The sequence below is a fragment of the Krasilnikovia cinnamomea genome (assembly GCF_004217545.1).
GTDB lineage: Bacteria > Actinomycetota > Actinomycetes > Mycobacteriales > Micromonosporaceae > Actinoplanes > Actinoplanes cinnamomeus.
In genome coordinates, this window is the sequence record NZ_SHKY01000001.1 from 6541437 (window position 1) to 6562388 (window position 20952).

At 73.6% G+C, this 20952-nt stretch carries 12 protein-coding genes and 1 pseudogene; 5 read left to right on the plus strand and 8 right to left on the minus strand.

The features are described from left to right. Nucleotides 1-112: 112 nt before the first annotated feature. Entirely contained in the window at nt 113-1771 is a 1659-nt protein-coding gene (locus tag EV385_RS29425) for a GGDEF domain-containing protein (protein ID WP_130512414.1), read from the plus strand. 4 nt (nt 1772-1775) lie between these two features. On the opposite strand, the gene EV385_RS29430 is transcribed toward EV385_RS29425, so the two are convergent. Then, nucleotides 1776-3812 (minus strand): Hsp70 family protein, encoded by a 2037-nt coding sequence (locus EV385_RS29430; RefSeq protein ID WP_130512415.1) that lies wholly within the window; start codon nt 3810-3812, stop codon nt 1776-1778. A gap of 73 nt (nt 3813-3885) precedes the next feature. After that, nucleotides 3886-5386: pseudogene (locus tag EV385_RS29435) on the minus strand (dynamin family protein). A gap of 333 nt (nt 5387-5719) precedes the next feature. Here EV385_RS29435 and EV385_RS29440 point away from each other — a divergent pair. The 3 genes from EV385_RS29440 (at nt 5720) to EV385_RS29450 (ending at nt 11784) form a co-directional block, all read left to right on the plus strand. Continuing rightward, nucleotides 5720-8050 (plus strand): helix-turn-helix transcriptional regulator, encoded by a 2331-nt coding sequence (locus EV385_RS29440; protein WP_130512416.1) that lies wholly within the window; start codon nt 5720-5722, stop codon nt 8048-8050. Between the two features lie 144 nt (nt 8051-8194). Continuing rightward, nucleotides 8195-9811 (plus strand): YdhT family protein, encoded by a 1617-nt coding sequence (locus EV385_RS29445; protein WP_130512417.1) that lies wholly within the window; start codon nt 8195-8197, stop codon nt 9809-9811. 158 nt (nt 9812-9969) lie between these two features. Beyond that, complete coding sequence (locus EV385_RS29450; protein ID WP_130512418.1) at nt 9970-11784, plus strand: dynamin family protein; 1815 nt, start codon at nt 9970-9972, stop codon at nt 11782-11784. A gap of 169 nt (nt 11785-11953) precedes the next feature. On the opposite strand, the gene EV385_RS29460 is transcribed toward EV385_RS29450, so the two are convergent. The 3 genes from EV385_RS29460 to EV385_RS29470 form a co-directional block, all read right to left on the minus strand. Then, nucleotides 11954-12583 (minus strand): hypothetical protein, encoded by a 630-nt coding sequence (locus EV385_RS29460; protein WP_130512419.1) that lies wholly within the window; start codon nt 12581-12583, stop codon nt 11954-11956. Nucleotides 12584-12651: 68 nt separating this feature from the next. Next, a complete protein-coding gene (locus EV385_RS29465; RefSeq protein WP_130512420.1) occupies nt 12652-14229 on the minus strand; it encodes a DHA2 family efflux MFS transporter permease subunit in 1578 nt (525 codons plus the stop codon). A 110-nt stretch (nt 14230-14339) separates the two neighbouring features. Further along, nucleotides 14340-14939, minus strand: coding sequence for a TetR/AcrR family transcriptional regulator (locus EV385_RS29470; protein ID WP_130512421.1), 600 nt, complete (start codon nt 14937-14939; stop codon nt 14340-14342). 79 nt (nt 14940-15018) lie between these two features. Here EV385_RS29470 and EV385_RS29475 point away from each other — a divergent pair, with 79 nt between their 5' ends. Further along, nucleotides 15019-15963 carry an LLM class F420-dependent oxidoreductase gene (locus EV385_RS29475; protein ID WP_130512422.1) on the plus strand — a complete coding sequence of 315 codons (945 nt, stop codon included), beginning with the start codon at nt 15019-15021 and terminating at the stop codon, nt 15961-15963. 63 nt (nt 15964-16026) lie between these two features. Here the strand turns inward: EV385_RS29475 and EV385_RS29480 are convergent, their stop codons facing one another. From EV385_RS29480 to EV385_RS29490, 3 genes are all read right to left on the minus strand, one after another. Continuing rightward, nucleotides 16027-16920: a glycoside hydrolase family 16 protein gene (locus tag EV385_RS29480; RefSeq protein ID WP_130512423.1), complete on the minus strand. Its 894-nt coding sequence runs from the start codon at nt 16918-16920 to the stop codon at nt 16027-16029. Nucleotides 16921-17009: 89 nt separating this feature from the next. Continuing rightward, nucleotides 17010-19136, minus strand: a complete 2127-nt coding sequence (locus EV385_RS29485; RefSeq protein ID WP_242625141.1) for an acyltransferase family protein — start codon at nt 19134-19136, stop codon at nt 17010-17012. Between the two features lie 112 nt (nt 19137-19248). Continuing rightward, a complete protein-coding gene (locus tag EV385_RS29490; RefSeq protein ID WP_207229997.1) occupies nt 19249-20823 on the minus strand; it encodes a glycosyltransferase family 2 protein in 1575 nt (524 codons plus the stop codon). Nucleotides 20824-20952 lie beyond the last annotated feature (129 nt).

Sequence of the window (20952 nt, forward strand, 5' to 3'; positions counted from 1 at the left end):
GCGGCATGGCACCTGCGCGCGGCGGACCGCCGCCGGGTCCGCGCCCCGCGCACCCGGACTGCACCGCAACGGGCCGGGCGAGGGCAACGCGGCGCACCTACCGTTCTGCGCTGTGCGTGACAGGGTGCTGAGCGTCAAGGATGCCGCCGAGGCCATCGATCCGTCGGTGCCGACGGACCGCTTCGCCGATCTCTTCGTCGGGGTGTCTCCGGGTACTCCGCAGGCCGCCGAACGGCTGGCCGCGGGGTTGCACACCCTGGAGATGGTCCGGACCGAGGAGCTGCGGACCACCGGGTCGGCGGCCGCGCGGGCCGAACAGCTCGCGCTCACCCTGCACCGGCCCGACCTGCAGATGCGCGCCCGGCTGATCCGCGCCGACGTGCTGCGCCGCGACGGCGACGCCGCCGAGTCCGGCCGCATCGCCCAGCAGGTGAACGCCTGGGCCACCGAACAGGGCGACGCCTACCTCATCGCCCGCAGCCACCTGCTGCTGGCGGGCTTCTTCCGCCATGTGGGTGACCTGGCCGACGCGCTGACCCACGCGGTGCAGGCGGTGGCGCACACCGAGCCGGACGTACCGGCGCGGCTGCGCGCCCGGCACCTGCAGGTCCTGGCGATGATGCTGCACGAGAACGGCTCCCCCGAGGAGTCCCAGCGCCGCGCCGAGCAGGCCCACGACATCGCCGCGGCCGCCGGTGACCACGAGATGGTGCTGCAGATCCTCAACAACATGGCCTACTCGGCGTACGAGAACGGCGAGGAGGAACGGGTCCAGGAGCTGCTGGCGGAGCTGCAGGCGGTCAGCGCCCGCCACGGCCTGACCCTCGGCGCCCACATCCTCGACACCGTCGCCCGCATCGAGTTGTCGCGCGGCAACTACGCCGAGGCGGAGGCCGCCCTGCACCCGGTGCTGACCGGCGACGCCGAGTACCTGATCAGTGAGGGCATGATGCTGGCCACCGCCCTGCTCACGGCGGCCGAGGCGCAGCGGCTGCGCGGGGACTTCCCCGCCGCCCAGGCCACCCTCGACCGCGCCGCCCTGTTGTGCGACGCCCGGGGGGTGGTAGCCGGGCGGGCACACGTGCGGCACGCCCAGGCCCAGCTGTACGCCGCCACCGGCCGCTACCGCGAGGCGTACGAGGAGTTCGAGCGCTTCTACGCCGCCATGCAGTCGCTGCTGTCGGCCCAGCGCGAGGCCCGCGCCCGCGCCATGCAGGCGATGTTCGAGAACGAGGAGGCCCGCCGCGACAGCGCCCGGTTCCGGGAGCTGGCCGAGCGCGACCCGCTCACCGGCCTGTACAACCGGCGCTACATCGACGAACGGCTGGCCATCCTCATCGAGCACGCCATCCGCGCGGGTACCCCGATCTCGGCGGCCCTGGTCGACCTCGACCACTTCAAGCGGGTCAACGACACGCTCTCGCACGCCACCGGCGACGCCGTACTCATCCAGATCGCCGGCCTGCTGGCCGACGCGGCGGCCGGGTCCGCGGTCGCCGGGCGCCTCGGCGGCGAGGAGTTCGTGCTCGTCTTCCCCGACATCGGTGCCGAGGAGGCGCACCGGCGCTGCGAACAGCTGCGCGAGGCGATCGCCGCGCACGACTGGCAGCCGATCACCGGCCGGATGACCGTGACCGCCAGCCTGGGGCTCACCACCGCCGCCAACGGCCAGACCAGCCCGTCGGCGCTGCTGGCGGCCGCCGACCGCAACCTGTACGCGGCCAAGCGCACCGGCCGCAACCGGGTCATGGCCGACCCGGTCACCCCGTGACCCGTCAGCCCCGCTTGATCGGTACGCAGTTGCCGGTCCGGTAGTTGCCCTGGTCGTCCTCCACGAGGCCGTGGTGGGAGTTCGCGATCCGGGCGCACACCTTCGGCGCGTCGCCGATGGCCTTGGTGTAGCGCTGGTCGTCTGTGTCGAGCACCGACGTCTTGCGATCGTCGACGTACCAGAAGCCCTTCTGGTCGCCGGCCTGCTCACCCATGATCGCGTCCGGTGGGGTGATGCCGTCGCTGCCCCAGATGTGCAGGTGGTAGCCGCCCTTGACGGCGAGCGGGGTGCCGTCGAAGTCCCCGTCGTACTCGAGGGTGAACTTGCCGCCGGAAACCTTCGCCGAGGTGAGGCAGACCCAGCGCGGGTTGCTCTTGATCTCGTCGGTGCACTGTTCGTCGGCCGGGACCGCGGGGGCCGTGGCCGCCGTCGTCCGGCCGCCGTCCGCCGCCTTGCGGTCGCCGTCGCCCGCGTTGCGGTTCGTGTACGCCCAGGCCGCGGCGCCGCCGCCGAGCAGGACGACCAGCACCGCGCCGGCCGCCAGCAGGGCCACCCGGCCCCGGCCGCGCGACGACGTCGACGTGGCACCGGCGGCCGAGGCCGACACGAACGTCGTGGTCCGCCCGGTCGGGTCGCCGCCCGGCGCCGGAACGCCCGCGTTGCCGACCACGGTCGCGGCGGGCAGCGCCGGCTGGAGCACGCGCGTCGAGGGGTCGGGGGTCATGGACCCACCGCGATACGTCGCCGGGACCGGCCCGCCCGAGGCTGCCGGGCTGACCACCGGAACCGGGGGTGCCGCCGGGCTGGCGGGCGGCCTCGCCTGCGCGGCGGCGGGTGCCGCCTGCTGCCGGGGCGGGGTCGCGGCCGCCGCCGGGGCGGCGGGTGTGGCCGGGGCGGCGGGTGCGGCCGGGGCGGCGGCTGCTGCCGGTTGGCGGGCCGGGGCCGGGGTCGCGGCCGCCGCCGGGGTGGCCGGCTTCGCCAGCTCTCCGCCCGCCAGCCAGGCCGCGCCGAGCGCGACCGCGTGCTTGGGATGCGCGTCGACCACCACCGGGCGGCCCACCTCCGAGCCGACCAGCTGGGCGACGATCGGCATCCGGGACGAGCCGCCCACCAGCAGCACCGAATGCACCTCGTCCGGGTCGCAGTCGGCGGACCGGATCGCCCGCTGCAGCGCCTCGACGGAGCCGTGCAGCGCCGGGCGGACCATCGCCTCGAACTCGGCCCGGGTGAGCCGGACCTCGGTGGACACGTTGGGCAGCAGCACCGGGATCGTCGTGTCGGTGTCCGACGACAGCGCCTCCTTGGCCTGCACGCACTCGTCGCGCAGCCGGACCACCGCGTTGATCACCGCCGGATCGTCCTCGTCCAGCTCCTCCAGCTTGCCGCCCAGCGCCGTACGGACGTGGTTGAAGACGGCGGCGTCGAAGTCGGTGCCGCCGAGGCGCTCGATGCCCTCGGGCTGGCCCAGCACCTCGAACCCGGTCGCGGTCTTGCGCAGCACCGCCGCGTCGAAGGTGCCGCCGCCCAGGTCGTACACGGCCACGACGGTGCCCTGCTCGACGCGCTGCTGCTGGGTGTAGTTGACCGCGGCCGCCTCGGGCTCGCTGGCGTAGGTCACCGGCACGTCGAGGTCCGCCATCCGCGCGGCCTGGCGCAGCAGGTCCATCTTGTACGGACCCCAGTTCGCGGGGTGGGTGACACAGACCACGTCGGGCCGGCTGCCCTCCCGGCGCGACACCTCGTCGACGACCCACCGCAGCAGCCGCGACATCAGCGCCTCCGCCGACTGCGGCACACCGCCGAGCAGGATCGGGGTGGTGTCGCCGAGCCGCCGCTTGAACTCGCGGGCCACCCGTTGCGGCTCGGAGAAGCCCCGGCGGTGGGCGGCGTCGCCGGTCAGGAACGTCTCGTCCTGCCGCAGCAGCACCACCGACGGGATCGCCGCGCTCCGGTCGCCGAGCGACACGGTCTCCGCCCGGCCGTCGCGCCAGATCGCGGCCGCCGTGAACGTGGTTCCGAGGTCAATGCCAAGCGCGTACATGGATGGGTGCTCCGATTATGGTCATCGATACAAGGCTCGGTCAGGTCGTCACAGAGGCGAACGCCGGGGCGCGTCAACCGGTTCGATCCCGGCTCATCCGGTGTTCACCGCGGCCGCCGCCGGTCGGCGATCATGCCCTCGCACGATCGGACGGCCACCCGCGCGGCGACCGCCAGCTCCGCCGAGGTCAGGGGATTCTCGGCCCGGCGCTGCCAGCGGGCCAGCGCCGCGTCGACGGCCGCGTCCAGTTCGGCGCCGGAGGCGTCGGGTGGTAGCCGCAGCCGCTGGTGGACCGCGGCACCGGCGCCGCCGATGAGCTGTTCCAGCTCGGCGATGACGTCGGGCTTACCGGTCACCCATCCGGCGCGCAGGCTGGAGAGCACCCGCAGCTCGTTGAACGGGTGCGCCGAGGCGATGATCTCCTCGACCCCGGCGGCGACCCGCGCGCTGCCCGGCCGGTCGCAGACCCGGGTGACGTCGGCGAGGGCCAGCAGGGCGGACCGGGACTTGAGGACGTCGCGGCGTTCGAAGAACAGCGACCCGAGGACCTCGCGCAACTGGCCGAGCCCGCTGCGTTCCATCAGCTCCCGGGCCAGCTCGGTCGCGGTGCCGCAGGTGCCGTGCCGCAGCAGCGCCCCGGACAGCCGCAGCCCGAACACGCCGAAGCGGCCCAGCAGCGCCTCCCGTTCGAGGGAGGTCATGCCCAGTTCCGGCATGGTGTTCACGAACCGGTCGGCGGTGAGCAGCAGCTGCTCGGCCTGCGCCGGCGGCAGCTCCGAGATCCGGCGCAACCGGGCGAACTCCACCTCGGTGAGGGTCGCCGCAGTCTCCGCCAGCAGGCCCGCCACGGGCACGACGGACTGCACCAGCCGCCGCACGCTCGGGTCCGTGCTCAGCCGGCCCGCGACCCGGCGTGCCGAGGCCATCGCGTCGAGCCGGCCCACCGCGATCTCGTCGGCCCGCGACAGCACCCCGATCGCGTTGACCGGGTTGGGCCGGGACACCTCCACGTCGTGGAAGGCCCGCAGGAACTCGACGTCGTTGCTGTGCAGGTGGCGCATCAGGTAGATGACGGCGTCGGCGGGGGTCTCCTCGTCGTCGGGCGCCAGCAGGCTCCAGGACCGCCGCGAGGTCTGCTCGGACAGCGACCCGATACCCGGAGTGTCGATCAGCGTGACCGTGCGCAAAGCCTGCGACGGCCAGGTGACCTCCAGCTGCGCCACCTCGTCCACGCCGAGGCCGCCCAGGTCAAGCTCGATGGCGCCGTCCTCGCGGCTGAACCGCAACTGCCGCGGCGGACCCGCGAAGGGCTGAGCCACGACCCGGTAGGTGTGCCCGTCGCGGTACCAGGTGACGATGCGGGTGCACTCGCCGGCGTCGGTGGGCGCCAGCCGTTCCCCGACCAGCGCGTTGAGCAGCGTGGACTTGCCCGCCTTGATCCGGCCCGCGACGGCCACCCGCAGGGGCTCGTCGAGCCGGTCGCGCACGGCGGCCAGCCGCCGCTCGTACGGCGTGCCGCGGTAGACGTCGATGGCCTGACCGAGCACACCACGGGTACGGTCGACCAGGCTCATCGGGTCACCGCGGCCGACCGCCGCCCAACCACACGGATCCTGACCAACTCGGACATCCTTCCTCGGGTGCGTAGCGTCGCCGCCCGCGTACCGGCCGTCGTCGACAGGCCCGTAGACGCCAGAGCATGCCACCCGCCAGCAAGCCTCGCGGACCCGAGCCTCCCCGAGCAAGGTGCCCCCAGTCACCTACGCCTGGCCGATCAGCCCAGGGTGGGACGCCGTACCGCCCCGGTCGGCGCGGCACCGGCGGCACCCGGTCGGGGCATGCCGTGCGGCCGGTGTGGCCGCCGGCCGTAAACTGCCAGGTCGACGGGGCGAGGAGGGAACGCGCGGGTGACTGTCGTGGTGGGGGTGGACGGCGCCGGGCGTACCCGCCGCCTCGGCGAGCTCGCCGCCGCCACGGGCCGGCCGGTCGTCCCCGTGGTCTTCACCACTGTCGAGGACCTGGACGCGCTGCTGGCCCGGGCCCGCGCCGACGGCGCGCTGGTGGTCGTGGACGACGCCCACCGGCTGCCCCCGGAACCGCTGCGCGCGCTGGCCGCCGCCGCCCGCGCCGGGCTGCCGATGGCGATGGCCCGCCGTCCCACGATCGGCGGGCCCGAACTGGCCGATCTGGACGAGGCGCTGGCCGCCACGGGACCGGTCGAGCATCTCGGCCCGCTCGCCGCCGAGGCGATGTCCACGCTGGTCAGCACGGTGCTCGGCCGGGCGGCGCCGCCGGAGCAGGTGGCCGCCGTCCACGCCGCCTCGGCCGGCCTGCCCGCCGTGGCGGTCCTGGTGGCCGCCGACCCGGACGGCACCCCGCCCGCGCTGGTCGCGCGGCTGCAGCGGCGGCTGGCCGGACCCGACCGGGACACCGCCGAACTGGCGCTGATCCTCGCGCTCGGGCTGGACCTCGGCGACGACACCGTCTGCGCGGCGGCCCGGCTGGACCCGGCGCGGGCGGCGGCCGCGACCCGGTCGTTGCGCGACCAGGGCCTGCTGACGCCCGACGCGGAACGGATGATCCCGGCGGTCGCCCGCGCGGTCCTCGCCGACCTGTCCCCGCCGGAACGCCGCCGCCTGCACGACACCGTGGCCGGGGCGCTCCTGGCCACCGACGCCGACCCGGTGCGGGCCGCGGAGCAGCTGCGCGCCGCCCGCGCGCGTACCGCCACGGCGGCCGACGTCTTCCGGCGCGCCGCCGACCTGCTGCGCTTCACCGCCCCGGAACGCGCCCTGTCCTGGTACGACGAGGCGCTCAACTCCGGCGCCGACCCGGCCGTGCTGGCCGCCGGCCGCGCGGAGGCGGCCGTCCTGCTGGGCCTGCCCGTCGACCTGGACGCCGCGACCGGGGGACCGTCCGACGCGGCCCGGCTGGCGATGGTCGCCGGTGCGGCGGCGGCCTTCGACGGCAGGCCCGCCCGGGCGGCCGAGGCGCTGCTGGGCACCGGCCCGCCCGGCCCGGTCCTGGCCGTACCGGCGCTGATGGCCACCGGGCAGCCGGGGCAGGCGCGTACCGCGGCGACCGGCCCGGCCCCGCTGCCCCTGCGCCGGCTCGCCGAGGCGGCGCTGGCGGTCGGCGACCCGGCGAGCGCCCTGCCGCCGCTGATCGAGGCGGCCGAGGCGTACGAGCAGGTCCCACCGGCGGTGCTGCTGCCCGACCTGCCGCACGCGCTTGGCGCGCTGGTCGCGGTGACCGCCGGCGACACCGCGACCGCCGAACACCTGCTGGAGCGGGCGCTGTCCGCGCGGGCCGGTGGGCCCGCCGCCCAGGACCGGCACCGCACGCTGCTGGCGTGGGCGCGGATGCGGGCCGGCCGGTACGACACCGCGCTGGCCGAACTCGACCGGCTCGCCGGCACTCCGCTGCCGGGCCGGGAACGGTTGACCTTCGCCTGCCTGACCGCCGGGATCGCCCGGCGCCGGGGCGACATCGCTCAGCTGCGCGCGGCGTGGGCGCTGGCCGAGCCGGTGCTGGCCCGGCGCGCGGTGGACCTGTTCCACCTGGAGATGGTCGAGGAACTGCTGGTGGCCGCCGCCCGGCTGCGCCACCACCGGCGGATCACGCCGATCCTGGACGACCTGGACGCGCTCGTCGACCGGCTCGGCCGCCCGGCCGCCTGGGCGGTGTCGCTGGGCTGGATCCGGCTGCAGATCGCGATCGTCGGCGAGGACCAGCCCGCCGCCACGGCCGCCGCGGACCACCTCGAAAGCCTCGAACCCGCGGGAGCCCGGCAGCGGGCGCAGTGCCGGGCCGCCGTCCGGTGGGCGGCCGCGCTCACCGGTGACGTGCCGCCGGACGACGTGCTGGCCGACGCCGCCGACCTGGTCGCGGCCGAGCTGCCGTGGGAGGCGTCGCGGCTGCTCGGGCAGGCCGCGATCCGTACGGACGATCCGTCGGCCGCGCGCCGGCTGCTGGAGCGGGCGCGGGAGCTGTCGCGCCCGGAGGCAGCGGCGGACGAGTCACCCGCGGACGGGGGGCGGGGGAGTCTGTCCGATCGGGAGGTGGAGGTGGCACAGCTGGTGTTGGCGGGCCGTACGCACCGTGAGATCGGCGCCCAGCTCTACCTGTCCCCGAAGACGGTGGAACACCACGTGGCCAGGATCCGTGCCAAACTCGGGGCCGGCAACCGGGCCGAGATGATCGCTGCGCTGCGTAGTCTGCTGCCGGCGGAGCCGTAGGTCCGCCGGGCGGAGCCCCCGCCGGGACCACCCCCTAACCCCCTCCTACCGGAAGGGGGATAGCCCCGATGCGAGGCATCGGCTACAACCCGCAGAGTTGCAGTTGTCCGGCCACGAGGGGCGGGCCCGAGAACAGGAGAAGTCATGGCCGCAATCGAAGTTACCCCGCTCATCATCGACAACGTCCGGGCGCTGTTCGAGAAGGTGTTCAGCAGCGACGCGGAGGTCGCCCGGTTCCTGGCCGACCCGGCCGGGGCCTTCGCCGCCAACGACATCGACGCCGAGACGCTCAACTCGGTGGACCTGACCCAGATCGTCACGCAGGCGGCCTACAGCGGCCACGACAGCTCCGCGAGCGGCTACAGCTCCGGCAGCGGTTACACCGCAGGCTCCGGCGGCGGCTACAGCGGCGGCGGTTTCCGCGACAGCGGCGCCGGCAGCTCGGCCGCCTCCGCGCCGAGCGTGCAGCAGGTCCAGCAGGTGACGCAGGTCGCGCAGACCTTCACCACCCAGAACATCATCGACAACTCCCGGACCTTCACCGACAACTCCTCCAAGATCGACAATTCGGTCGATGTGGACGTCGACGGGCCGGTCCTGGGCGACATCGACGTCGACTCCACCAACGTCAACCAGACCGGTGACGGCAACGTCGCCAGCACCGGCGACGGCGACGTCAACGCGGCCACCGGCGACGGCGCCGTGGCCCAGCAGGGTGACGGGGACCAGGTCGCCGCGACGGGCGGCTCGGTGGCCGCGGGCGGCGACGCGATCGGCGTCACGGGCGACAACTCGTCGGTGGAGGTCGTCGGCGGGGACAAGGTGACGGCGGGCGACGGTTCGGTGGTCGGCACCGGATCGGGCGACGTGCTCGGCGCGACCGGGGACGGCGGGTTCGTGGGCAAGTCGGGCAACGGCGACGTGGTCGGCAACACCGGCGACAACGCGGTGACCGCGGGTCGCGACATCACCGGCGCGGTCAACACCGGCATCAACTCCGGCGTGCAGGCCAACGGCGACGTCGACAAGGCGATCCTGGGCGACAACTTCGGCATCGTCGGCGACGACATCGACAAGCCCGTCCTGGGCGACAACACCGGCATCGTCGCGGACGACGTGGACAAGGCCGTCGTCGGGAACAACAACCAGGCCGCCCAGTTCGACATCGACACCAGCGGTGGCGCCGGCGGCACGGCCAACGGTACCGGCGGCTCGGGCGGGTTCGGCGGCGACGCCAGCGCCGACGGCGGCGACGGTGCGGGCGGCGCGGTCGGCGCCGGGGTCGGCGCGGGCGTCGGGGTCGGCCTGCGCGGCAGCGGCCAGGGCTTCGGCCAGGGCCAGGGCGGCGACGGTGGGGACGGCGGCGACGGCGGCACCGCGGTCGGCGGCAGCGCGGCGGGCGGCGCCGGTGTCGGCGGCAACGCCAGTGGCGGGGCCGGCGGCGCGGTGGGCCCGATCAACATCAACTTCGGTGGGGGCAGCCAGAGCAACGTCACCGACTCCCGCATCGAGGACTCGGCGGTGTCCGGCCGCGGTGACGCGACCAACACGCAGGACTCGTTCAACGACCAGTCCACGAACGACTCGTTCAACGACCAGTCGACCAACGACTCCTTCAACGACCAGTCCGCGAACGACTCGTTCAACGACCAGTCCTCGAACGACTCGATCCGCGGGGACGACTCGAACATCATCCGCGAATCGGTCGACCAGTTCGACGGGAGCCAGGACGCGGCCGCGGAGCCGGGCCCCAGCGCCTGATCCGCTGCCCGAACCCAGACCGGCGGATATCGGGCAACGTCCCGGATGACAGCGCAGCGGCGTGGTGGGTCCACCGACCCACCACGCCGCACTGGCACCCGGGCCGGTGGCCGGACGAGTCCGCTCGCCGTAACCTACCGTGATCGGGAGGAACGACGTTGACCTCAACAACGGCACCAGCCAAGGCCGACGACACGCTGCGCCGGGCGACCGAGGTCATCGACCTCGCCCAGCGCGCCTGCGAGGCGTACGGCCGGGCGGACCTCGGCCCCCGGCTCGCCACCGTACGCGCCACGCTGGCCGACCCGGCGGTCCACATCGTCGTGGTGGGTGAGTTCAAGCAGGGCAAGAGCTCCCTGGTGAACGCGCTGGTCGGAACGAAGGTCTGCCCGGTCAACGACGACGTCGCCACCGCCCTGCCGACCTACGTCCGCTACGGCAAGGAGCCGTCCGCCGAGGTGCTCCTCGACGAGGTCCCGCCCCGGCGCGAGCCGGTGCCCGTCGACCGGGTACGGGAGTTCGTCCTGGAGAAGGAGGCCGGCGGCGCGGTGGACGGGGTCACCGGGGTGGAGGTGCGGCTGCCGCGCCAACTGCTCTCCAGCGGCCTGGTCATCGTGGACACCCCCGGGGTCGGCGGCCTCGGTTCGGTGCACTCGGCCGCCAGCCTGACCGCGGCGTCCATGGCCGACGCCGTGCTGTTCGTCACCGACGCCGCGCAGGAGCTGACCCGCAGCGAGGTGGAGTTCCTGCGCCAGGCGCGCGAGGTGTGCGGCACGGCGGTGTGCGTGCTCACCAAGACCGACTTCTATCCGTACTGGCGCAAGATCCGTGACCTGGACGTGGGTCACCTGCGGGCGGTAGGGGAGATGCCGATCATTCCGGTCTCCTCCGACCTGCGGCTACGCGCCGTCGCCGCCGGCGACAAGGAACTCAACGCCGAGTCCGGGTTCCCGGAACTCGTCACGTTCGTCTCCCAGCGGGTCTCCGGCGGCGCGGCCGTCCGGGCCGCCGCCCAGGCGGGCGCGTCGGTCGTCGGGATCTGCGAGCAGATCGAGAGCCAGTTCGCGGCCGAACGGGCCGCCCTGGCCGACCCGGCCGCCGCGGCCACGGTGATGGACGACCTCGCCGAGGTGAAGCGCCGCGTGGACGGGCTCAAGGCCGCCGCGGCGAAGTGGCAGCAGACCCTGGGCGACGGCATCGCCGACCTCAACGCCGACATCGACCACGACCTGCGGGGCCGGATCCGCCGGCTGATCGAGGAGGCCGACGCGCTGATCGAGGAGGGCGACCCCGCCGACGACTGGGCGGAGACCGAACGGTGGCTCAAGGAACGGGTCTCCCAGGAGCTGCTGGCCAACTACATGCTGCTGCGCGACCAGGCGCTCCGGCTCAGTGACGAGGTGGCGACCCACTTCGAACAGGCCGCGGGTCAGGTCCTGCGCCACGTCGCGGTCAAGGACCCGGTGGCGCTGGCCGGCACCGCCGAGGTCGAGCACAAGATCGAGCTGGCGAAGATGAAGCTCGGCAAGCAGGCGATGGTGGCCCTCAAGAGCGCCTACGGCGGCGCGCTCATGTTCACCATGCTCGGCACCCTGGCCAACATCGCCCTCGGCCCGATCGGCATCGGGATCGGCCTGGTGATGGGCCGCAAGGGTCTGCGCGAGGAGAAGAAGCGGCAGCGTACGAATCGGCAGAACCAGGCCCGCAACGCGATCCGGCGCTACTGCGACGAGGTCAGTTTCGTGATGACCAAGGACTCCCGGGACACCCTGCGCCGCATCCAGCGTCAGCTGCGGGACCACTACAGCGAGCTGGCCGACGAGTTGGCCCGCTCCAACGCCCGGGCGCTGAGCGCCGCGTCCGAGGCGGCCCAGCGCACCACCGCCGAACGCGAGAGCCGCCTGCGCGATCTGAGCGCCGAGATGGAGCGTCTGCGGCAGTTGCGGGAACACGCGGCGGCGCTCGTCTCCTGAGCGCCTCGCCTCAGGTGCCGGGCGAAGTACCGGTTCCCGTGGTCCTCCATGAGCTTGGCGATCGTCCCGGCGAGGTCGGGGCGTTCGCGCAGTAGCTCGGCGAACATTGCCGTTTCCTCGCCCTGGTGATGCGTGGTCAACGCCGCGCAGAACGCCGGACAGCCCGGCCTCAGTTGTCGTCGAGGTCGTCGAGGTCGCCGATGTCGTGGGCGTGGTCGGGCAGCGTGGGGGTCTCCCACAGCTCGGCGTCCGGCGCCACGTCCGGCAGACCCGGAAGGTGGTGCGGATCGTGGTGATCGCCGTACCCGGGCTGCGGTTGCGGCGCCACGGTCTCGAAGTCGATGTCGTCGACCACGGCCGCGTGGTCGTGGTCGTGCCCGTGGCCGAACGCCATCTCCAGCGGCGCCCACTCGTGCTGGCCGGCGTCGTGGACCTGCAAGTCATCCGCCTCGTGGCCGCCGCCCATGTCGACGAGCGGATCGATCTCCGGTGCCGCCAGGTCCGGTCCGTCGTCGGCCGCGGCCGCCGGGGCGGCGGCGAGCAGATCGGGCAGATCGCCGATCCCGCCCGCCACCGTGTCGCCCTCGGTGATCGGACCGTGCGCCATGACGAACGGGGCCAGATGCTCGGCGACCTCTGCCGGGGCGGTGTCGGCGAAGCTGACCACCGCCTCCGCGAGGAGTTCCTCCGGCAGGTCCGGATGCCCTCCGGACCGCAGCACGGCGGCGAGATCTACCGGGGTGCCGGCGGTGCCGGTCAACCCCGCGATGATCTCGTGTAGGGATCGCGCCGGTGCCATGTCACTACTGTATGTAGATCACCACCGGTGCCGGCAAGGGGGACTTCCCCCCACCACCCCCTAACCCGTCAGTGGATCATCACCGGCGTCTCGACGGTGCCCTCGCCCGCGGCGTCCGGGCTCGCCGCCTGCCGCTTGCGCGGCAGGAAGGCGATCGGGATGAACGTCGCGAGCACCAGCACGAAGCCGACCCAGAAGGTGGTCGCGAACGACTGCGCCACGAACTCCAGACCCTGCTGGATCACGGACGGGGGCAGCGGCACCGTCACGTGGTGGCTGGCGATCGCCGCCTGGGCCTCGGTGATCGGCGGGTTGGTGCCCGGGATGGGCGTGGACTTGTTGAGCTGGCTGGTCAGGATCACCGACATGGTCGCCGAACCGATCGAGCCGCCGATCTGCTGGAGGATGTTCACCAGCGTCGAGCCGCGCGCCACGTCGTGGTGGTTCAGGGTGCGCAGCGCCGACGTCATGATCGGCATCATCGTGCCGCCCATGCCCAGACCCATCACGAACAGCGAACCGCACAGCAGCACGTACGAGGTGTCCGTGCCGACCTGGGTGAAGGTGAAGAACCCGGCGGCGATGAGCGCCATCGCGAACGGGACGGTGCGGCCCACCGGGATCTTGTCGGCCAGCATGCCCGCGATCGGCATCGTCAGCATCGCGCCGATGCCCTGCGGCGCCATCAGCAGCCCGGCCTGCAGGGTCGACTCGCCCCGGACCTGCAGGAAGTAGCTCGGGAACAGCAGCCCGGCGCCCATGAACGCGATGATGAACACGAACAGGGAGAGCGTCGAGACGGTCAGGTTGCGGTTGCGGAACAGCCGCAGGTCGAGCAGCGGGTGCTTGGGCTTGAACGAGTACAGGACGAACGCGATCACCAGCAGCGCACCGGACACCATCGGCAGCCACACCTTGGTGGCCGTGAAAGTGCCGGCCTCCGGCCACGACGACACGCCGTAGAGGAACAGCGCCAGACCGGGCGAGAGCATCAGCATGCCGAGGAAGTCGAACGACTCCGACGGCTGCGGCTTGTCCTTCGGCAGCGCGAACCAGGCGTACACCAGGGCGATCGCGCCGATCGGGACGTTGATCAGGAAGATCCACTCCCAGCTCTTCGCCTCGATCAGCCAGCCGCCGAGGATCGGGCCGCAGATCGGGCCGAGCAGCATCGGGATGCCCAGGACGGCCATCAGGCGGCCGATCCGCTCCGGCCCGGCCGCGCGCGTCATGATCGTCATGCCCAGCGGCATCAGCATGCCGCCGCCGAGGCCCTGCAGCACCCGGTAGCCGACGAGCTGTTCGATCGAGGTGGCGGTGGCGCAGAGCGCGGAGCCCAGCGTGAACAGCAGCAGGGCGAGCATGTACAGCCGCTTGGTGCCGAACCGGTCGGCGGCCCAGCCGCTGAGCGGGATCACCGTCGCCAGCGCGAGGGTGTAGCCGGTCATCGTCCAGGCGACCTCGGCGTACGTGGCGTCGAACTCGACCTGGAACGTGGGCAGCGCGACGCTGACGACGGTGATGTCGAGGATTGACATGATCGCGCCGAGCACCACCACCCCGGCGATCTTGAGCACTGCGGCATCAAGTTTGTTTGGTGGGGTGGCGACTTGACCAGTCACGTGAAGCTCCCGTTGGTAGGGCATAAGTCGAGGTGCCGCGCGCCCGGCATGGGTGGGGTCCGGCACAGAGCAGGGAACATGGTTTCACCCCGGTCGGACACCGAGCATCCGTATTTCACCCAACGAGGTGCAGCTCACGCTCGGTCAGGCGTGATCAGGGTACGCGTCGCCGCGACGGCCCGGGCGGCGACGTCGTCGATGGTGCTGGAGTTACGGGCGAAGAAGCCGTCCACGTACAGCGTGGTGTAGCCGTGTGCCACGGCGACGGTCGTCTCGACCAGCAGCAGGTCCTCCCGGTAGGTGCGGGTGCCGGTCGCCGCGGCGAGGTCGAGCAGCGTGGTCAGCAGGGCACGGGTCTGCTCGCGGCGGCTCTCGTCGGCGAGCTCGTACAGCTCCGCCGCGAAGATCACGGGGAACCCGGCGCCGGTACGCACGACGTACCGGACATAGGCGCCCGCCGCGGCGGCCAGGCGGGCGGCCGGGTCCGGGGTCGCCGCGTCGGCGGCGGCCGTGATCTCTGCGCGCAGGTCGCGGGCGGCGGCGGCCGACACCGCGGCCAGCAGGTGGGCGCGGTCCGGGAAGTGCCGGTACGGCGCCGCCGAACTCACCTTCAGCCGGCGGGCGACCGCCGCGACCGAGAAGTGCTGCAGGCCGGACTCGGCCAGGAGCTCGAAGCTGGCCTGGATCACCGCCGCGCGGAGGCTGCCGTGGTGGTAGCCCCGGTCCGTGGACACGTCCCCTCCCCGGCTTGCCGTTCGTGTAAGTGACCTCTTACATTAGCAAGTGATAGCCCTCTTACATGGCGGAGGCACTGTGAGCATCCGGCTCGGGTACCAAATTCCGAACTACACCTACCCCGGCGGGAGCGTCGAGGACCTCTTCGACACCGTCGCCGCGCAGGCCCGGGACGCCGAGGCGGCCGGGTTCGACACCGTCCTCGTGATGGATCACTTCTACCAACTGCCGGGCATCGGCGCGCCCGAGAACGCGATGCTGGAGGCGTACACGACCCTCGGCGCGCTCGCGTCGGCCACCACGACGATCCAGCTGTCGACGCTGGTCACGGGGAACACGTACCGCAATCCGGCCCTGCTGGCCAAGACGGTGACCACACTGGACGTGGTCTCGAAGGGCCGGGCCATCCTCGGCATCGGCGCCGGCTGGTTCGAACGCGAACATCACGACTACGGCTTCGAGTTCGGCTCCTTCGGGCAGCGCTTCGAACGGCTCGAGGAGGCGCTGACCATCATCGCCCCCATGCTCAAGGGGGAGCCGGCGACCCTGGAGGGCAAGTGGTACACGGCGCGCGGCGCGATGAACAACCCGCGACTGCGCCCCGACATCCCGATCATGCTGGGCGGCGGTGGTGAGCAGAAGACGTTCCGGCTGGCCGCGCGGTTCGCGGACCACATGAACATCATCTGTGACCTCGCGGATCTGCCCCGCAAGGTGGCCGCCCTGCGGCAGCGGTGCGAGGAGATCGGCCGCGACCCGGCCACGCTCGCGACCAGCTACCTGGTGATGGGCATGGTGGGCGACACGGAGCAGGAGGTGAAGGAGCTCGGCGAGACCATTCCCGAGGACCGTCGCAACCGGACGTTCCTCGGCACGCCGGATCAGGTCGCCGAGCAGTTGCACGAGCGGGTGCTCAAGGCGGGCATCGACGGCATCACCATCAACCTGATCCGCAACGGCCACCGGCCCGGCCTCGTCACCCGCGTGGGCGCCGCCCTCCAGCCGCTGGTCACGTCGGCCTAGAGCGTACGGAGCCCGGGATCGGGCCATGGCGGGAATGCTGTCACGGTTCCCGCCATGGCCGCTCTAGGTGGGACGGCGCGCGGATACCGCGACGTAGTCGACGAGCATGGACCGGCCGGGCGCGGTGGCCGCGTTCGGCCCGCCGCCGAGGGCGGCCGGGAACGCGCCGCCGACCGCCACATTGAGAATGACGAAGAAGCCGTGCCCGGTGGCCCGGCTCCACGCCGGTTCGCCGACCTCGGCGGCGGTGACCCGGTGGAACAGCGCGCCGTCGAGGTACCACCGGACCTGCGCGGGGCTGGTCGACTCGTCGAGCTCCACCGCGTACACGTGGAATGCGCGACCGCAGTCGCCGCAGGCCCGCTCCAGCGAGCCCAGCCCACCGCGCGCCTCGCGGCAGGGGCCGTCGGGCAGGTGGCCGCAGTGCATGGCGCCGACGACCGTGCCGCGGCCGTTGACCGACTCCATCACGTCGATCTCCCCGGCGCCCGGCCAGTCGGTGTGACCGTCACGGAACGGCGCGCCGAGCATCCAGAACGCCGGCCAGTAGCCGGCCCCGTCGGCGGCGCTCACGTCGGGCAGCCGCAGCGCCGCCTCGACGCGCAGCACCCCACCGGCCGGCGGCTGGAAGTCGGCGCGTTCGGTCTCCACCCGCCCCGAGGTCCACTGCCCGTCCACCCTGCGGGGCGTGATGGCCAGGTGCCCGGCCCCGTCGAGGGAGACGTTGGCCGGGTCGTCGGTCATCGTCTCGATCTCGCCGGTGCCCCAGCGCGGTGCCGGGCAGCCCGGATAGCAGGTGCCCAGGTCGTGCCGCCACTGACCGGACAGCCGCGCACCCGCCGGGCCGGTGAAGTCGTCCCGCCACACCGAGGTCCACGGCGGATCCACGGGCTTCGGGTCTGGTTCCGGCGCGGTGCAACCCGCGACCCCCAGGACGGCCACGACCGCGGCGCTCATCGCCCGCCTCAGCGATCCCCGCCGCCCGCCGCTGGCCGCGAGCGGCCGCGGGGCCGCACCGTGGGCGGTCCGGCCGGGTGCCGGGCGGCTCACCGGCCCGCCTCCGGCAGCAGGCCGAGCCGGTGCAGCTCGAACTCCAGGCGCGGCGCCAGCACGGTGGCCGCGGTGCTGGTGAGGTGCGCGCCGTCGCGATAGAGCAGCACACCCTCGCGTACGGCCGGGCAGTCCGGCCCGGGCGGGCACAGCGTCCCGGTCAGGTCGACGACCGACACCCCCGGCCGGCCGCCCCGCGCCAGCCGCTCGGCGAGGCGGTCCGGTGGCAGCGCCGTCTCCCGCGCGACGGCGCACCGGCTCCACGACTGCAGCGCACCCGACACGCACGTCGGCACGTCCCGGCCGAAGGTGGGGGTGTCCCGCAGGTACGCGACCGGGGCGCCCGTCGCGGCGAGCCGCCCCAGCGTGTCGTCCCAGCGCCGGGCCAGCGCGCGGGCGTCGCCGGTGTACCGGTTCAGACTGGCCGCGACGATCAGGCGCGGCCGGGGCCCGGCGGCGAGCCGGGCGAGCGCCTGGCGGCGCCACGTGTCGCACTCGGTGTAGGCGCGGCCGAGCTGCGGGCTGCGCACGGTCAGTTTCGGCAGCGGGCAGCCCTGCTTGACCAGCACCTCGACCGACCAGCCGCGCCGCCGCGCCACCTCGTCCACGGCCGTGAACCACTGTCCGGCGTGCGAGTCACCGATCAGGACGATCCGGTCGCGGGCGCCCGGCGTGCCGTACCGGCAGGGCGGGCTCAGCGTGGCCTCCGGGGGGACCTCGCAGCCGGCGATCGGCGGGAAGTCGCGGCGGGCCTGCGCCGGGGCGGGGCGTACCGGTCCGCCGTGGCGGGCGGGACCGGGCTGGGCCAGCAGCCAGGGGCCGCCGGCCGCGCCCACGGGCGGGGGACCGGCGGCGTCGCGGGCGTTGCCCTCCAGGATCCGGATCGCCCCGCTGCCCAGCAGCAGCGCGGCCGCCAGCGGCACCACCACCGCGGTGGCCCCGACGGCGAGGCCCCGGCGCGGCCGGGCGGCGACGACCAGGGAAAACCGCAGCGGACGTTCGACCAGCCGGGTGGTCAGCGCGGCGGGCACACCGGCCGCCAGCACCAGCGCCAGGCGCGCGGGCCAGCCCAGCTCACCCAGGCGCGCCTGCGCCAGCACGAGCACCGGCCAATGCCACAGATACCACGTGTACGACAGCCGCCCGACCGTCCGCGCCGGACCGCTGCCCAGCAGCCGGCCCGCCTGTACGCCCGACGCCGACCGGTCGTCGGCCCGCTGTCCGGCGAGGATGACGGCGGCGGCCCCGAGCGTCGGAACCAGCGCCGCCAGCCCCGGGTACGGGGTGAGCCCGTCGAAGGTCACCGTCGCCCAGCCGATCGCGGCGACCCCGCCCCAGCCGAGCACCGCCCGCGCCCAGGCCTGCCCGTGGCCGGACAGCGCCCGGGCCGCGTACGGCGCGGCCAGGGCGGCCGTCGCGCCGACCCCGAACTGCCACGCCCGCGACGGCGACCCCAGGTACGCCAGCGGCGCCGACGCGGCGGTCCAGCGCAGGTTGAGCGCGAACGAGCCGGCGGTCACCACGCCCGCCACGACCGCGATCCCCGGCAGCGCCGAACGGCCCCACCGGCGCGCCAGCACCGCGACCAGCAGCAGCACCGGCGCCCACCCGAGGTAGAACTGCTCCTCCACCGCCAGCGACCAGAAGTGCAGCACCGGGCTCGGTTCGGCGTGCGCGGCCAGGTAGTCGGTCTGACCGGCGACGAACCGCCAGTTCGCCGCGCTGAACGCGGCCGCGATCAGGTCGTACGCGACGTCGACACGGGCCAGCGGCGCCAGCAGCAGCCAGCAGGCGGCCGCGGTCGCGGCGAGCGCCACCCCGGCCGCGGGCAGGATGCGCCGGGCCCGGCGGGCGTAGAAGTCGGCCAGCGAGAAGGTGCCGTGCGCGGTGATGCGCGCCAGCAACAGCCCGGTGATGAGGAAGCCGGAGACGACGAAGAACACGTCCACGCCGACGTAGCCGCCCGCGAAGAACGGCACGCCCGCGTGGAAGCCGAGCACGGTGAGGATCGCGACGGCCCGCAGGCCCTCGATGTCGGGCCGGAAGTTCAGCCGGTACGCGGCCGCCGCCGCGCGGCCCGGCGCGACCGGTGTGCCGGCGGTCAGCGTCACGGGCGGGCTCACCGGGCCCACGGCAGCATCGCGTCGACCCAGCCGGAGGCGACCAGTGCGAGCACGGCGAGGGCGGCGGTGATGGCCAGCGCCTCCGGCCAGCCGATGCGGTCCCGGGCGCCGTTCATCGATCCTCGGCCTGAAACAGGGCCGCGACCAGCGGCACGGTCAGATACGAGGTGAGCACCGCGTAACCCGCGACGCCCCAGTGCTGCGCCCAGCCGTAGCGCGCCACGTCGTAGGCGACGCCGGCCCAGAGCGCGAGCGTGGTGGCGGCCAGCCAGCCCAGGGCGACCCGGCCGACCGTACGGGCCAGCGGGGAGGATCCGCCCGCGGTGCCGGTGGGCACCCACGCCGCCGAGCGGCGGCGCAGGGTGTGCAGCAGCGCCACCGCACCGGCGAAGCTGACCATCAGGTGGGCGCGGATCACCTCGACCCGCCAGCGGGTCGCCGAGACCGAGGGCAGCAGCACCAGCCAGACCCACAGCGGCGCCAGCAGCGGCAGCGCGTGCCAGGGCCGGATCTCGGCGGGGTAGCAGAACATCATCACCAGCGGCGGCAGTGGCGCGGCGAAGACGTTCACCGCGGCCAGCAGATACCCGAGTACGCCGTTGCCGTAGGCCAGCCGCAGCCGCCACGACGCGGGCATGCGGTGGAAGTCGGCGTCGAAGAGCAGGCGCAGGTTGCCCATGGCCCACCGGTACTGCTGGTTGACGAACGCGGGCAGCGTGTCCGGTGACAGGCCTTTGGCGACCTGGACGGGGACGTACCGGGTGCGGTATCCGGCGCGCAGCATCGCCAGCCCGGTGTACAGGTCCTCGCTGTGTTCGAGGCGGGCGAAGCCGCCGATGCGCCGCACCGCCGCCCGGCGGTAGACGGCGTTGCTGCCGCAGCAGATGGCCGCGTCGTCGGCGTCGCGGGACGGTTGCAGCCAGCGGAAGAACCACTCCTGGGCCGCGCCCGCGGCCCGCTGCAACCACGGCATCGCCGCGTCGGTGTCGAAGCATTGCGGGCTCTGCACGATGCCGACGTCGGGTGCCTCCAGGTACGGCACCAGATGCGACAGGAAGTCCGGGCGCGGGCAGAAGTCCGCGTCGAGGATCGCGATCAGGTCACCGTCGCTGAGCGCCAGGGCGTCGTTGAGGTTGCCCGCCTTCTTCAGGTGTCCCCGGTCCGGCCGGGTCCGGTAGGTGAACCCGTACTCGTCGGCCAGCGCCCGGACCTCGGGCCGGGCGGCGTCGTCGAGCACCCAGAACCGCAGCGGCCCGCCCCACCGCAGCCGCGCCACGTGGGTGTACGCGTTGCGCAGCACCGCGATCGGCTCGCCGCAGGTGGGCAGGAAGACGTCCACGCTCGGCGCGTTCGCCGGGCGCCACGCGCGCAGGAGCAGATCGTGTGAGTCGCGGGTGATCCGGCGCTGCCGTTGGCCGTCCACACACGACAGCAGCCAGGCGGCGGCGTTGAGCGCCAGGACGGCCAGGAAGACCCACAGCGCGGGGTGCCTCAGCGAGAAGAAGAACAGGGTGGCTGCCGTGAAGGTGTACGACAGTGAAACGCACAACAGAACCCAGCGCCGTTGCGGGCCGAAATACGCGTACAGCTCGGTGTCGTCCGGCGGGGCCGGTAGTAGCGGTGACGGTTCTTCGATGTCGGCGGCGGTGCTGGCCGGCGGCGCGCTGAGCGCGGCTGACGCGGGCATGACGGTGCTCCCAGGTCCAGATGTGCGGCCCCCCACAGGCCGATCCCCCGCTTCAAGAAAAGCATAGGTTTGTTAACTGAATTGGGCTGCGGGGTGGAGGTATGAATGCCGTCACGTCCGTTCATCCTT